General features: G+C 71.1%; 14 protein-coding genes. 10 read left to right on the forward strand and 4 right to left on the reverse strand.

Features of this window, described 5'->3' with window-relative positions; genetic code table 11:
* Window positions 1-54 precede the first annotated feature (54 nt).
* Both glyA and nrdR read left to right on the forward strand, forming a co-directional pair.
* Window positions 55-1,299: a serine hydroxymethyltransferase gene (gene glyA, locus HNQ70_RS17180; protein ID WP_183970053.1), complete on the forward strand. Its 1,245-nt coding sequence runs from the start codon at window positions 55-57 to the stop codon at window positions 1,297-1,299.
* A gap of 103 nt (window positions 1,300-1,402) precedes the next feature.
* The gene (gene nrdR, locus HNQ70_RS17185) at window positions 1,403-1,873 is read left to right on the forward strand and encodes a transcriptional regulator NrdR (protein WP_183970055.1); all 471 of its coding nucleotides are present in this window, start codon (window positions 1,403-1,405) and stop codon (window positions 1,871-1,873) included.
* Window positions 1,874-1,904: 31 nt separating this feature from the next.
* Here nrdR and HNQ70_RS17190 read toward each other — a convergent pair whose 3' ends face one another.
* From HNQ70_RS17190 to HNQ70_RS17200, 3 genes are all read right to left on the reverse strand, one after another.
* Window positions 1,905-3,248 carry a GGDEF domain-containing protein gene (locus tag HNQ70_RS17190; RefSeq protein WP_183970058.1) on the reverse strand — a complete coding sequence of 448 codons (1,344 nt, stop codon included), beginning with the start codon at window positions 3,246-3,248 and terminating at the stop codon, window positions 1,905-1,907.
* Between the two features lie 123 nt (window positions 3,249-3,371).
* The gene (locus HNQ70_RS17195) at window positions 3,372-5,159 is read right to left on the reverse strand and encodes a thiamine pyrophosphate-binding protein (RefSeq protein WP_183970060.1); all 1,788 of its coding nucleotides are present in this window, start codon (window positions 5,157-5,159) and stop codon (window positions 3,372-3,374) included.
* Window positions 5,160-5,178: 19 nt separating this feature from the next.
* Complete coding sequence (locus HNQ70_RS17200; RefSeq protein WP_183970062.1) at window positions 5,179-5,982, reverse strand: SIMPL domain-containing protein; 804 nt, start codon at window positions 5,980-5,982, stop codon at window positions 5,179-5,181.
* Window positions 5,983-6,045: 63 nt separating this feature from the next.
* Between HNQ70_RS17200 and ribD the strand changes: the two genes are divergently transcribed.
* From ribD to HNQ70_RS17220, 4 genes are all read left to right on the forward strand, one after another.
* A complete protein-coding gene (ribD, locus tag HNQ70_RS17205; RefSeq protein WP_183970064.1) occupies window positions 6,046-7,140 on the forward strand; it encodes a bifunctional diaminohydroxyphosphoribosylaminopyrimidine deaminase/5-amino-6-(5-phosphoribosylamino)uracil reductase RibD in 1,095 nt (364 codons plus the stop codon).
* Between the two features lie 113 nt (window positions 7,141-7,253).
* Window positions 7,254-7,481 (forward strand): addiction module protein, encoded by a 228-nt coding sequence (locus HNQ70_RS17210; RefSeq protein WP_183970066.1) that lies wholly within the window; start codon window positions 7,254-7,256, stop codon window positions 7,479-7,481.
* The gene (locus HNQ70_RS17215) at window positions 7,478-7,771 is read left to right on the forward strand and encodes a type II toxin-antitoxin system RelE/ParE family toxin (RefSeq protein WP_183970068.1); all 294 of its coding nucleotides are present in this window, start codon (window positions 7,478-7,480) and stop codon (window positions 7,769-7,771) included. The genes HNQ70_RS17210 and HNQ70_RS17215 overlap by 4 nt, the downstream gene beginning before the upstream one ends.
* 143 nt (window positions 7,772-7,914) lie before the next feature.
* Window positions 7,915-8,532 carry a riboflavin synthase gene (locus tag HNQ70_RS17220; RefSeq protein WP_183970070.1) on the forward strand — a complete coding sequence of 206 codons (618 nt, stop codon included), beginning with the start codon at window positions 7,915-7,917 and terminating at the stop codon, window positions 8,530-8,532.
* 83 nt (window positions 8,533-8,615) lie between these two features.
* Here HNQ70_RS17220 and HNQ70_RS17225 read toward each other — a convergent pair whose 3' ends face one another.
* A complete protein-coding gene (locus tag HNQ70_RS17225) occupies window positions 8,616-9,383 on the reverse strand; it encodes an enoyl-CoA hydratase/isomerase family protein (protein ID WP_183970072.1) in 768 nt (255 codons plus the stop codon).
* A 126-nt stretch (window positions 9,384-9,509) separates the two neighbouring features.
* Here HNQ70_RS17225 and HNQ70_RS17230 point away from each other — a divergent pair, with 126 nt between their 5' ends.
* Genes HNQ70_RS17230 through nusB form a run of 4 tightly spaced genes read left to right on the forward strand, consistent with a single transcriptional unit; the run spans window position 9,510 to window position 12,916 of the window.
* On the forward strand, window positions 9,510-10,748 hold the full coding sequence (locus HNQ70_RS17230; protein WP_183970074.1) for an MFS transporter: 1,239 nt from the start codon (window positions 9,510-9,512) through the stop codon (window positions 10,746-10,748).
* A gap of 48 nt (window positions 10,749-10,796) precedes the next feature.
* Complete coding sequence (gene ribBA, locus HNQ70_RS17235) at window positions 10,797-11,921, forward strand: bifunctional 3,4-dihydroxy-2-butanone-4-phosphate synthase/GTP cyclohydrolase II (protein ID WP_183970076.1); 1,125 nt, start codon at window positions 10,797-10,799, stop codon at window positions 11,919-11,921.
* Window positions 11,922-11,930: 9 nt separating this feature from the next.
* Window positions 11,931-12,428, forward strand: coding sequence for a 6,7-dimethyl-8-ribityllumazine synthase (gene ribH / locus HNQ70_RS17240; protein ID WP_183970078.1), 498 nt, complete (start codon window positions 11,931-11,933; stop codon window positions 12,426-12,428).
* Between the two features lie 2 nt (window positions 12,429-12,430).
* A complete protein-coding gene (gene nusB, locus HNQ70_RS17245) occupies window positions 12,431-12,916 on the forward strand; it encodes a transcription antitermination factor NusB (RefSeq protein WP_183970081.1) in 486 nt (161 codons plus the stop codon).
* Window positions 12,917-12,919 lie beyond the last annotated feature (3 nt).

Raw genomic sequence — 12,919 nt, forward strand, 5'->3', positions numbered from 1 at the left:
CGTAGCTTCCCCGCGGCACCTGCGCCGCAGCCAAACTACGCGAGAGGAAACACCATGTTCGACCGCAGCATCGGAATCGCTCAGACCGACCCTGAGCTCTGGAAAGCCATCGAGCTCGAGAACCGCCGCCAGGAGGATCACATCGAGCTGATCGCCTCCGAGAACTACGCCAGCCCGGCAGTCATGGCGGCGCAGGGCAGCCAGCTCACCAACAAGTACGCCGAGGGCTATCCCGGCAAGCGCTACTACGGCGGCTGCGAGTACGTGGACATCGCCGAGCAGCTCGCGATCGACCGCGTCAAGAAGATCTTCGGCGCCGAGGCCGCCAACGTCCAGCCCAGCTCCGGCTCGCAGGCCAACCAGGCGGTGCTGCTGGCCTTCCTGAAGCCGGGCGACAAGATCATGGGAATGAGCCTGGCCGAGGGCGGCCACCTGACCCATGGCATGCCGCTGAACATGTCCGGCAAGTGGTTCGACGTCGTCTCCTACGGGCTGGATGCCAACGAGGCGATCGACTACGACGCGATGGCTGCGAAGGCCCGCGAGCACAAGCCGAAGCTGATCATCGCCGGCGCCTCCGCCTACGCGCTGCGCATCGACTGGGAGCGCTTCGCGAAGGTGGCGAAGGAGGTCGGCGCGATCTTCATGGTCGACATGGCGCACTACGCGGGGCTGATCGCCGCCGGCGTCTACCCGAACCCGGTGCCGCATGCCGACGTGGTCACGTCCACCACGCACAAGAGCCTGCGCGGACCGCGCGGCGGCATCATCCTGATGAAGGCCGAGCACGAGAAGGCGATCAACTCCGCGGTGTTCCCGGGCCTGCAGGGCGGCCCGCTGATGCACGTGGTCGCCGCCAAGGCGGTGGCCTTCAAGGAGGCGCTCGAGCCGGGCTTCAAGGCCTACCAGGAGCAGGTGCTGGTCAACGCCCGCGTGCTCGCCGAGACGCTGGTCGAGCGTGGCCTGCGCATCGTGTCGGGTCACACCGAGAGCCACGTGATGCTGGTCGACCTGCGGCCGAAGAACATCACCGGCAAGGCGGCCGAGGCGGTGCTCGGGCAGGCGCACATCACCTGCAACAAGAACGCCATTCCGAACGACCCCGAGAAGCCCTTCGTCACCAGCGGCATCCGGCTGGGTTCGCCGGCGATGACCACGCGCGGCTTCGGCGAGGCCGAGGCGCGGCAGGTGGGCAAGCTGATCGCCGACGTGCTCGACAATCCCGGCGACGAGGCCAACCTGGCGCGCGTGCGCGAGCAGGTGGGCGCGCTGACCGCGCGCTTCCCGGTCTACCGCTGATCCGCGCAGCGGCGGCCCGGCCTCACTGCCGGGCCGTGCCGCATTCCGCTTCGCGCGGCGCGCGGCGGATCGCTGGCGGCGCGCCTGCGGCACAATCCAGCCCATGCGCTGCCCCTTCTGCGATCACACCGATACCCAGGTCGTCGAGACCCGGGCCTCCGACGACGGCGAGTCCATCCGCCGGCGGCGCCGCTGTCCGAACTGCGACAAGCGCTTCACCACCTACGAACGCATCGAGCTTTCGATGCCGGCGGTGGTCAAGAAGAACGGGTCGCGCGTCGAGTTCGACCGACGCAAGCTGCGCGCCTCGATCCAGCTCGCGCTGCGCAAGCGCCCGGTGGGCGCGGAGCAGGTCGACGCCGCGGTGCATCGCATCGAGGAGCGGCTGCTGAGCCTGGGCCTGCGCGAGGTCGACAGCGAGAAGGTCGGCGAACTGGTGATGCGCGAGTTGAAGAAGCTCGACAAGATCGGCTACGTCCGCTTCGCGTCGGTGTACCGCAGCTTCGAGGACGTCGACGAGTTCGCCGAGGCGATCGAGGAAGTGAGCTCCCGCAAGGCCCGCCGCGAGGAGTGAAGGCCGGCGCCGCGCGACGCGGGGCGGCGCCTCAGTCGGCGGCGGCCGGTTCCGACTCCGCACGTGCGCTGCGCGGGGCGTCGGCGGGCAGGGCGGCCGATGTCGGCGGGTCGCCGCCATGCAGGGCGTCGGCAGCCTCGTCGGCAGCTTCGTCCGTGCCGCCCTGCCGGCGGTCCATGCCTCTTCGGCGCTCCGGCGCCTGCTCGGGCTCCGAGGCGACGACCCGGTCGCGGCCCATCGACTTGGCGACGTAGACGCGGCGGTCGGCGATCGCCAGCAGCGGCTCGAACTCCTGCGCATCCGCGGTTGTGGCCACGCCGATCGACACGGTCAGCGCGATGTCCTCACCCTCGTGCTCGAACTGTGCGCCGGCCACGGCGGCGCGAATCGCCTCCGCTGCCCGCGCCACGTCCTCCGCGCGGGAGCGCGTCAGCAGCGCGCAGAATTCCTCGCCGCCGTAGCGACCCGTCAGGTCCCCGGGCTGCAGCGAGTGGCGCAGCGTGGCTGCGAAGTGCGCCAGCGCGCGGTCGCCGACCCGGTGGCCGTGACGGTCGTTGATGCGCTTGAAGTCGTCGAGGTCGATCATCAGCAGTCCGCCCACGCGTCCATCCGGCAGCCCGCGCGCCAGCGCTTCGCGGGCCGTGGAGAAGAAGTTGCGGCGGGTGCCGAGTCCGGTGAGCGGGTCGGTGCTCACCAGCGAGCGCAGTTCGGCGGCGACCCGGCCGTTGACCCAGGACATCACCACCATTGCCTGGACCATCGGTCCCAGCACGAAGAGCCCGGCGATACCCGCCTGCAGCGCCCCGGTGGCATAGCGGCCGTCGGCGCTCATGCTCACGCCGTTCACCAGGATCCACAGGGCACGCGCGCCGTTGGCGACGACGAAGGCGAGGGCCAGCGCGATCGCGGCCGTCACGGGGCCGGCCGGATCGCGCCCGACGCGGCGCAGCAGCAGCGGAACCATCAGCGCCGCCGTCAGCGCCTGGGCGCTCGCGGTGGCGAGCAGCCGTGGCGCCTGCTGGGCCGGATCGTCGCCGAGCCAGGCCTGGAACGCGAACATCGCCGCCGTGGCACCCGCCACGAGCAGCGGCCTTGGGCGGGCGTGGCAGAGTCGGCGCACCGCTTCGTAGAGCACGAACATGCCCGCCGGGCCGAGGGTGTTCGGGCCGACCCAGGACACGAACTCGGGCAGCAGGCCGCGCAGCGCCACGCACATCATCGCCAGCGAGGACAGCAGCAGGCCAAACCCGCCCCAGCGCACGGCCGGCTCGGAGCGCCGGTGCAGCGGACGCATCACGAACAGCATCGCTGCGCTCAGGAAACTGGTCAGCGATCCGGCAAGGAAGAGCGTCCGGATGTCGAAGAACTCGGGCATGGCCGGGAGACTATCGCATTGGCCACGCCACGCCGGGGCGTCGTCGGACGCCCGTCGGAACCCCGCCGACGAACGCGCGAGTCCGCGCCCGCCGGGGACCCCGGCCGACCGTCCAGGGGCGATTCAACTCGCGGTTCCCGCCGTGCGCAGCGCCGCCTCGCGGATCGCCGACAGGCTCAGGTTCGGCGTGATCGCCTCCGGGTCGATGCGCAGGTGAAGCAGCGCCGGGCGGCGTCGTTCGCGCATGAAGGCCAGCGCGGCCTCCAGTGCGGGCGCGAACTCCGCGGTGCGCTCGACGCGCGCGCCGAAGCCGCCGAAGGCCTCGCACAGGCGGGCGAAGTCGGGATTGGCCAGGCTGGTTCCGATCTGGCGGGCGGGGTACTCGCGCTCCTGGTGCATGCGGATGGTTCCGTACATGCCGTTGTCGAAGACCAGCACCAGGATGCCGGCTTCGTGCTGCACTGCGGTGGCGAGTTCCTGTCCAGTCATCAGGAAGTCGCCGTCGCCGGCGAAGCAGACCACCGTGCGGTCGGGCTGAAGGATGCCGGCGGCCACCGCCGCCGGCACGCCCATGCCCATCGCGCCGGAGGTCGGCGCGAGCTGGCAGCGGGTCTGGCCGCTCGGATGCGGCGCCAGCGCGCCGTAGCGCCAGAAGCGGTGCGCCCAGGTGGCGAAGTTGCCTGCGCCGTTGGTGACGATGGCATCGGCGGGCAGCCGCTTGCGAAGCGCCTGCACCACCGCCCAGGGGTCGAGCGCCGGCTCCAGCGCGGCGATTGCCGGCGGGCGCCGCTGCCAATCCTCGTAGTCGGCGCGCGCCGACTGCACCGCGCCCGCCCAGGCCGCGGGATCGACCTGGAGGCTGCGCAGCGCGGTGGCGAACTCGGGCATGCCGGAGTTCACCATCAGCGCCGCTTGATGGACACGGCCGAGCTCGTCGATTCCCGGGTGCACGTGCACCAGCGCCTGGCGCGGCGTAGGCGACTCGAACAGCGTGTAGCCGGAAGTGGTGATCTCGCCGAGGCGGGGGCCGATCGCCAGCACCAGGTCGGCTTCGCGGATGCGCGCCGCCAGCTTCGGGTTCAGGCCGATGCCGACGTCGCCGCAGTAGTTGGGGTGCCCGTTGTCGAACAGGTCCTGGCAGCGAAAGGCGCAGCCCACCGGCAGCGCGTTGGCCTGCGCGAAGTGCCGCAGGTCGTCGCAGGCGCGTGGCGTCCAGCCGCTGCCGCCCAGCAGCAGGAAGGGCCGCGACGCTGCCGCGAGCATCGAGCGCAGCCGTTCGATCTGCGCGGTGGACGGGCCGGCCTGCAGCGGCGCGTGCCGCGCGGCATCCGCCACGGCCGCCTCCCCGGCGAGCATGTCCTCCGGGAGCGCCAGCACCACCGGGCCCTGACGGCCGCTGGTGGCGGTCTGGAAGGCGCGCGCGACGTATTCGGGAATGCGCTCGACGCGGTCCACCTGGGCGACCCACTTGGTGAGCGGGCCGAACATGCGCCGGTAGTCGATCTCCTGGAAGGCCTCCCGGTCGGCGAAGCCGCCGCCCACCTGGCCGACGAAGACCACCATCGGCGTGGAGTCCTGGTGCGCGGTGTGGATGCCGATCGAAGCGTTGGTGGCGCCGGGGCCGCGCGTCACCATCAGCACTCCGGGCCTGCCGGTGAGCTTGCCGTAGGCGTCGGCCATGAAGGCCGCGCCGCCCTCGTGGCGGCAGGTGACGAAGCGGATCCGGTCGCGGTGCCGGTGCAGGCCGTCCAGCACCGCCAGGTAGCTCTCGCCCGGCACGCCGAACACCGTGTCGACGCCCTGCGTTGCCAGCGCGTCGGCGACGATCCGGCCGGCAGGGCGCATTGCAGGGCTCGCGGCGGCGCTCCGGCTGATGGGGGTGTCGCCGCCTGGGGCAGCAGTTGTGTTCATCGAGGTCTCCTGCCGGGACTCAGCGGCGCAGCAGCTTGAAGCTGCCGTTGAAGCCGACCGACACCTGGCTGCGGCCGGGCTCCAGCGGCACCGGCGCGGCTTCGGCGCCCATCGCATCCTTGGACATCGCGGCGCGCATCATCGGCACGCCGGGATTGCCGGACGACGAGAGATTGGCCTCGACCAGCTCGATGTCGCCGTAGCCGAGCGCGCGGGCCGCGGCGCGCGCCTTCTCCTGGAACTGCGCTGCGGCCTCGCCGGTGAGCTCGCGTTCGGCGCGCGCGCGCTGCTCGTCGGACAGCCTGAAGCCGATCGATCCCACGTTCATCTTCCCCGCCAGCTTCGAGGTCGCCTTCGACACTGCGGACACGTCGCTCGACTCCGCGATCAGCTCGCCGCGCACCCGCCAGCCCTCGATGCGTCCCTCGCGGCCGTAGCGCGGCTGCGTGACGTAGCGGCCGGAGCGGACCTGCAGCGCGGGGTCGCGCTTGAGCTCGGCCAGCGACGCCTGCAGCACCGGGTTCACCGCGGCCTGCAGCGCCGAGGGCTCGGGGCCGTCGCGTTCCACGAAGAAGACCGCGACCGCGATGTCGTCGGTAACTTCGCGCTGCGCCTGCGCGTCCACGCGCAGCAGCGGGCCGGCGGGGGGCGGCTCGGCGGCGCCGGCCGGCGCGATCGACAGCGAGGCGCTCGCGGCCAGGGCGGCGAGGACCGGCCGCCAGGCGACGCTGCGCGCGGCCCGGCGACGGCGAGCGGGCGGGGCGTCCGTGGCGGCCGGGGCGACCGCGGCGGCGGCCGGGGCGGGGGAGTTCTTCCGGGTCATGCTGCGCTCCTTGGGACGGACTGCCCATGTTAACGGGTGCCGCGTCGGTACAATCCCGCTGCCATGTTCACTCCCGCCGATCACGACTTCATGGCCCGCGCGCTCGAGCTCGCAGCGCAGGGCCTGACCACCACCACACCGAACCCGCGCGTCGGTGCGGTGGTCGTGCGGGAGGGCCGCGTCGTCGGCGAGGGCTGGCATCGCCGCGCGGGGGAGCCGCATGCCGAGCTGCTCGCGCTCGCGCAGGCCGGTGGCCAGGCGCGCGGCGCCACCGTCTACCTGACGCTCGAGCCTTGCAGTCATTTCGGCCGCACGCCGCCCTGCGTCGACGCCCTGATCGACGCCAGGGTGGGGCGGGTCGTCGCGGCGATGGAGGACCCCAACCCGCGCGTCAACGGCCGCGGGCTCGAGCGGCTGCGCGCCGCGGGCATCGACGTACGCTGCGGCCTGCTCGAGCAGGAGGCGCGCGAGCTGAACATCGGTTTCGTGTCGCGGATGTCGCGCGAGCTGCCCTGGGTGCGCCTGAAGGTGGCGGCCAGCCTGGACGGCGGCACCGCGCTGCGCAACGGGCGCAGCCAGTGGATCACCGGCGAGGCGGCCCGCACCGACGGCCACGCATGGCGGTCGCGCGCCTGCGCCATCCTCACCGGCATCGGCACGGTGCGCGACGACGATCCCGAGCTCACGGTGCGGCTGGTGCCCACCACCCGGCAGCCGCTGCGGGTGCTGGTCGACTCGCGGCTGGAGGTGGATCTGGACGCGAAGCTGCTGCATGCCGGCGGCCCGGTGCTGGTGGTCTGCGCCATTGACAATCCCGACAAGGAACAGGAACTGCGCGACCGCGGCTGCGAGATCATCAAGCTGGCCAACGCCGCCGGCAAGGTCGACCTGCCCGCGCTGATGCGCGAGCTCGCCCGGCGCGAGATCAACGAACTTCACGTCGAGGCGGGCGCGCGGCTCAATGCGTCGCTGGTGCGCGAGGGCTGCGTCGACGAGTTGCTGGTCTACCTGGCGCCGTCGCTGCTCGGCGACGCGGCCGGGATGTTCGCGCTGCCGCCGCTGGACGACCTGGCTGGTCGCATTCCCCTGGTATTCCGCTCAGCGGATCGCGTGGGCGACGACCTGCGCATCGTCGCCCGTTTCGCAGGGCGGGACTGAAGCACCCGAAGCAGTTCCATGGGCACTGGCCGCGCCTCCCGACTGCGGACGGGCCAGGCTGCGCCGGCTTGTGGCAACCTTATGCATCCAACCGAAATCTGGCGGGAGCGCCCATGCCAAGCACCCTCGAAGCACTTCAAGCCGAGATTCTCAGCCTGTCGCCGCTAGATCGCGCTAAGTTGCTCGACCGTTTGATCTCGAGCTTGGACGCTGATGTCGAAGCAGAGGCAGAATGGGACGCGGTTGCCGAGGCTCGCGAGCAGGAGCTGGATTCTGGCAAGACGCCTGCAGCGTCGATCGAGGTCGCTCTGGCGAGTCTGGAAGCGCGGTTTCCTGGATGATGATTTCGATTCATCCGGATGCAGAGCAGGATCTTCGGGAGGCTGCGGAATTCTATGAACGCGAAGGGTCGCCGTTGGTGGCGGCTCGCTTTGTTCGAGAGTTCAGACGTTTGATCGAACTGTTGGCCGAGCATCCTCACATCGGTTCGCCAAGGGCGCGCGGGCGTCGCGGATTCTCCATGAACGTCTTCCCGTACACGCTCATCTACCGGGCCACGCAGGACGAGATCGTCGTTCTCGTCGTCAAGCACGACAGTCGACGACCTGGGCACGGTAGCAAGCGTTCATAGGCGTGCACGGGCCCGATGCATCACTCATGCGCGCCGGGCGTGGCCTCTCCTTCGAGCGGATTGCACCCGGCGGCCGCCCTTTGGCGGTCAGGTTGATGTTGAACGTAACGCCGGGTTGTCGATCCGGCACGGAGACTCTACGAATGTTCACCGGAATCATCGCGGCCGTCGGCCGAATCGAGCGCGTCGAGCCGCTGGGCGACGGCGTGCGCCTGCTGGTCGACGCGGGCGGCCTGGGCCTGGACGACGTCGCGGTGGGCGACTCGATCGCCATCCAGGGCGCCTGCATGACCGCCACCAGCGTCGACGGCAGCCGCTTCACCGTCGACGTCTCGCGCGAGAGCCTGAACCACACGGTGGGGCTGGAAGCGTCCGGCGAGGTGAACCTGGAGAAGGCGCTGACCCTGGCGGACCGCCTCGGCGGCCACCTGGTCTCCGGGCATGTCGACGGCCTCGCCGAGGTGGTGGCTTTCGACGAGATCGGCGAATCCTGGCGGCTCGACGTCCGCGTGCCGCCGGAGCTGTCGAAGTACTTCGCCTACAAGGGCTCGGCCACGGTCAACGGCGTGAGCCTGACCGTGAACTCGGTGAGCGACGGGTCCGCGGGCGCGGTCATCAGCATCAACCTGATCCCGCACACCATCGCGGTGACCACGCTGAAGCACCTGCGCGCAGGCGCGAAGGTCAACCTGGAGGTTGATCTGATCGCCCGCTACGTCGAGCGCATGCTGGGCGCGGGGGTGGCGGTTCCGGCGCGATGAGCGCGGGCGGGCCGGAACCGCGCGCCGCCGTCATCGCGCCGCGCCGCGCCGCGACGGCCCGCATCCCTCGCGCCCGCTGCCGCTCAGCGGCCGCGGGCCGTCAGGTAGCGCTTCATCACCTCGATCGACTCCGGGTCGCGCATCGCGCCGATCGTGGTCTGGGCGTCGCGGAAGCTCTCGGCGGTGGACCCGGCCTGTTCGGCCACCGCGTTGACGTGCCGCTTGGTGTTGGTCAGCGTGTAGGACGACTTGCTCACCAGCAGTTCGACGAGCTCCTGCACCTGGGCGTCGAGCCGGTCCTCGGCCACCACGCGGTTCAGGAAGTGCAGCGCGTGCGCCTCCGCCGCCGTGAACGGCCGGCAGGTCAGCACGAGTTCCTTGGCCATCGCCGGGCCGAGTTCGCGCACCAGCCGGGGGACGCCGCCCCACGCCAGCGGGATGCCCAGGTCCAGCTCCGGAATCGAGAAGCGCGCGTTGTCCGCGGCCACCCGCAGGTCGCAGGCGGCCGCCAGCACCAAGCCCCCGCCGACGCAATGGCCGTGGATGCGCGCGATGGTGATCGCGCGGATCCGGTCGACCGCCTCGGCCATCCGCCGTCCCAGGTCGACGACCTCCGCGTCCACCTCGGTGCGGCCGGCGGCGTCGTCCAGGTCGAAGCCGGCGCAGAAGGCGCGGCCCTCGCCGGACACGATCACGGCCTTGAGTCCGGGCTGGGCGTCCAGCCAGTGCGCGGCCTGCGCGATCTCGCGCAGGGTGTCGGGGCTCAGCGCGTTGAGACGGCTGGCGCGGGTCAGCGTGAGTCGGCCGACGGCGCCGTCGGCGCTCACGCGCAGGTTCTGGAAGTCGGGCATCGGGTTCGCTCGGGTCGTGGGTGAAGGGTCGCGCCGCCCGTCGCGGCGTCCGTTCGGGCGCGGGGCGGCGGCGCGGCACGGGTTATCGTACCGGCTTCGCGATAGCCGCCCCCGTCCGGAGATTCCGTGCATTTGAAGGGAACCCGCGCCGGCCTGCTGGCCGGGCTCGGTCTGATCGCCATCGTCAGCCAGTTCTACCGCTCCTCGCTCGGCGTGATCGCGCCGGAGCTGGTGCGCGACCTGTCCCTGTCGCCGCAGGCGCTCGGGCTGGCCGGCGGCGTGTTCTTCCTCGCGCTCGGCACGGTGCAGGTGCCGGTGGGCATGAGCTTCGATCGCATCGGCCCCCGGCGCACCGTCGCCTGGATCAGCGTTTTCGCCGTGGCAGGGGCGCTCTGGATGTCGCTGGCGCGCACCGGCCCCGAGCTGATCGCCGGGCGCTTCCTGGTCGGCGTCGGCTGCGCGGCCAGCTTCATGAGCGTGGTCCTGCTGATGGTCCGCTGGTATCCGGGCGACCGGATCGCAACCATGTACGCGCGGGTCTTCGCAGTCAGCCAGGTGGGCAACCTGATGGCCGCCACGCCGATGGCCTGGATGAGCGAGGCCTACGGCTGGCGCGCGGTGTTCGCAGGTTCGGCGGCCGTGGTGGTGGGCGTCACCCTGTTCTTCGTCTGGGCGGTGCGCGACCAGCCACCGGGCCAGCCGCCGGTCAGCGCGCGCGGCGAAAGCCTTTCGCAGGCGCTGCGCGGCTTCGTCGAGGTTTTCAGGCTGCCCGGCTGGCGCAGGGTGGTGGCGGTGCACATGGTGGCCTACGCCACGCTGGCCACCATTCTAGGGCTTTGGGCGGGCCCCTATCTGCACGACGTCCACGGCCTGGACGCGGTCGGGCGCGGCCACGTGATCCTGGCGATGAGCTGCGCGCAGGTGGCCGGAATGCTCTGGCTGGTGCCGCTGGAGCGCCGCTTCGACACGCGCAAGGGGGTGATCCTGGTGGCCGGCTGCGGGGTGATCGCCATTCTGCTCACGCTCGCGGCGCTGTCCGACCCGCCGCTGTGGCTGGCGGTGACGCTGCTGGTGGCGCTGTGCGGCGTCAGCACCTACAGCCCGATCATCATCGCCCACGCGGCAAGCCTCACGCCTGCGCCGCTGCTGGGCCGCGGCTCGGCAGCAGCCAACCTGGGCCAGGTGGCCGGCTCCTTCCTGCTGCCGGTGATCACCGGCGCGATCGCCGGGCTCTTCGTGCGCACCGAGGCCGGCTATCCGCCGCAGGCCTACCGCTGGATCTTCCTCTTCATGGCTGCGGCGCTGGCCGCCGGGCTCGCGGTGTATTCGAAGGCCCGCGACCTCAAGCCGGGGCGTGCTGCATGAGCGCGCGCACGCCCGGCGGCGGCTTCGGCGGCCGCGTAGAATAGCGGAATGTCGATATCGAGCACTCCAGAAATCCTCGCCGAATTCCGTGCGGGCCGGATGGTCATCCTCGTCGATGAGGAAGACCGCGAGAACGAGGGCGACCTCGTCCTGGCCGCCGACTTCGTCACGCCCGAGGCCATCAACTTCATGGCCCGTTTCGGCCGCGGCCTGATCTGCCTCACGCTCACCACCGAGCGCTGCCGGCAGCTCGAGCTCTCGCCGATGGCCAGCCGCAACGGCACCAAGATGGGCACCAACTTCACGGTGTCCATCGAAGCCGCCGAGGGCGTCACCACCGGCATTTCCGCTGCCGACCGCGCCCGCACCGTGCAGGTTGCGGTGGGCAAGAACGCCAGGCCGATCGACCTGGTCCAGCCGGGCCACATTTTCCCGCTGATGGCGCAGGACGGCGGCGTGCTGATCCGCGCCGGCCACACCGAGGCCGGCTGCGATCTCGCCCAGATGGCCGGGCTCACGCCCGCCTCTGTCATCTGCGAGATCATGAAGGACGACGGCACCATGGCGCGCCTGCCGGACCTCATCGAGTTCGCGCAGACGCACGGCCTGAAGATTGGCACCATCGCCGACCTGATCCAGTACCGCAGCGCCAACGAGAGCCTCATCGAACGTGTGACCGAGCGCGAGGTCAGCACCGCGCACGGCCCGTTCCGGCTGGTGGCCTACCGCGACAAGCCCACCGGCGCGCCGCACATCGCGCTGGTGCGCGGCGAGATCCGCCCGGAGGCGGAGGTGCTGGTGAGGGTCCACGAGCCGGTCACCGTGCTCGATCTCATCGAGACCGACCGCAGCACCCATAGCTGGCCGGTGGCCCGCGCGCTCGAGGCGATCGCCGAGCACGGCAGCGGCGTGGTGGTGCTGCTGAACTGCGCCCGGCCCGCCGCCGAGCTGTTCGACGAGCTTGAGGCGCTGGATCGTTTCGACCGTGATCCGGGCGCCCGCGCCCAGGCCGAGCGTCGCGCCGGCAAGATCGACCTGCGCACCTACGGAGTGGGTGCGCAGATCCTGAAGGACCTGAACGTGGGGCGCATGAGGCTTCTGGCCCAGCCCCGCAAGATGCCCAGCATGACGGGCTACGACCTCGAGGTCGTTGGCTTCGACCCGGGCCACTGAGGAGTTTTCGTGAGCATTGACGTATTCGAAGCCGATCTCGACGGCGAAGGCCTCCGCATCGGCGTGGTGCAGGCCCGCTTCAACGCGCCGGTGTGCGAGGCGCTGCGCGATGCCTGCGTGGGCCAGCTGCTGGAGCTCGGCGTGGAAGAAGAAGACATTTTCGTGTGCACCGTGCCCGGTGCGCTCGAGATTCCCTTCGCGCTGGACAAGCTCGCCCAGACCGACGAGTTCGACGCGCTGATCGCGCTCGGCGCGGTGATCCGCGGCGAGACCTACCACTTCGAGGTGGTGTCCAACGAGAGCGCGTCCGGCATCGGCCGGGTGTCGCTCGACTTCGCCATTCCGATCGCCAACGCGGTGCTCACCACGAACACCGACGAGCAGGCGATGGAGCGCGCAGCCGAGAAGGGCGCCGAGGCCGCGCGGGTGGCGATCGAGATGGCCAACCTCGCCGATTCCATCGAGTCGTTGTCGGCGGTTCCCGACGCCGACGATCTCGACGACTGAGCATGTCCACCACGCCTGCCGGCTCCGGCCGTCCCGTTCAGGGCGGCGCCAAGCCTCCTGCGCGCAGCGCGCGGCGGCGTTCGCGCGAGTTCGCTGTGCAGGGGCTCTACCAGTGGCTGGTGTCCCGCGAGGACGGCGGCGTCATCGAGGCCCACCTGCGCGACGCGCAGGGCTTCGACAAGGCCGACTACGAGCACTTCCAGTCGCTGCTGTACGGGGTCATCCGTTCGCTCGACGAGTTGCACGCGGCGATCGAGCCCCACATCGACCGGCGCCTCGAGGAACTCAGCCCCGTCGAGCATGCCACCCTGCTGCTGGGGGCCTTCGAACTGGCCCGCCACCCGGAGATCCCCTACCGGGTCGTCATCAACGAGGCCGTAGAGGTCGCCAAGACCTTCGGCGGCACCGACGGCTACAAGTACGTCAACGGCGTGCTCGACCGGGTCGCGGCGCGGCTGCGGTCGGTCGAGGCCGGCTCGCGCACTTGAGCG

The organism is Quisquiliibacterium transsilvanicum (assembly GCF_014202215.1).
Taxonomy (GTDB): Bacteria; Pseudomonadota; Gammaproteobacteria; order Burkholderiales; family Burkholderiaceae_E; genus Quisquiliibacterium; species Quisquiliibacterium transsilvanicum.

What these genes read in the sequence shown, in the direction of transcription:
- HNQ70_RS17195 (WP_183970060.1), bottom strand. Translation starts at nt 5,159, where the DNA reads ATGAACACAACTGCTGCCCCAGGCGGCGACACCCCCATCAGCCGGAGC.
- HNQ70_RS17215 (WP_183970068.1), top strand. Translation starts at nt 7,478, where the DNA reads ATGATGATTTCGATTCATCCGGATGCAGAGCAGGATCTTCGGGAGGCT.
- HNQ70_RS17190 (WP_183970058.1), bottom strand. Translation starts at nt 3,248, where the DNA reads ATGCCCGAGTTCTTCGACATCCGGACGCTCTTCCTTGCCGGATCGCTG.
- HNQ70_RS17210 (WP_183970066.1), top strand. Translation starts at nt 7,254, where the DNA reads ATGCCAAGCACCCTCGAAGCACTTCAAGCCGAGATTCTCAGCCTGTCG.
- ribD (WP_183970064.1), top strand. Translation starts at nt 6,046, where the DNA reads ATGTTCACTCCCGCCGATCACGACTTCATGGCCCGCGCGCTCGAGCTC.
- ribBA (WP_183970076.1), top strand. Translation starts at nt 10,797, where the DNA reads ATGTCGATATCGAGCACTCCAGAAATCCTCGCCGAATTCCGTGCGGGC.
- glyA (WP_183970053.1), top strand. Translation starts at nt 55, where the DNA reads ATGTTCGACCGCAGCATCGGAATCGCTCAGACCGACCCTGAGCTCTGG.
- HNQ70_RS17225 (WP_183970072.1), bottom strand. Translation starts at nt 9,383, where the DNA reads ATGCCCGACTTCCAGAACCTGCGCGTGAGCGCCGACGGCGCCGTCGGC.
- nrdR (WP_183970055.1), top strand. Translation starts at nt 1,403, where the DNA reads ATGCGCTGCCCCTTCTGCGATCACACCGATACCCAGGTCGTCGAGACC.
- HNQ70_RS17220 (WP_183970070.1), top strand. Translation starts at nt 7,915, where the DNA reads ATGTTCACCGGAATCATCGCGGCCGTCGGCCGAATCGAGCGCGTCGAG.
- nusB (WP_183970081.1), top strand. Translation starts at nt 12,431, where the DNA reads ATGTCCACCACGCCTGCCGGCTCCGGCCGTCCCGTTCAGGGCGGCGCC.
- HNQ70_RS17200 (WP_183970062.1), bottom strand. Translation starts at nt 5,982, where the DNA reads ATGACCCGGAAGAACTCCCCCGCCCCGGCCGCCGCCGCGGTCGCCCCG.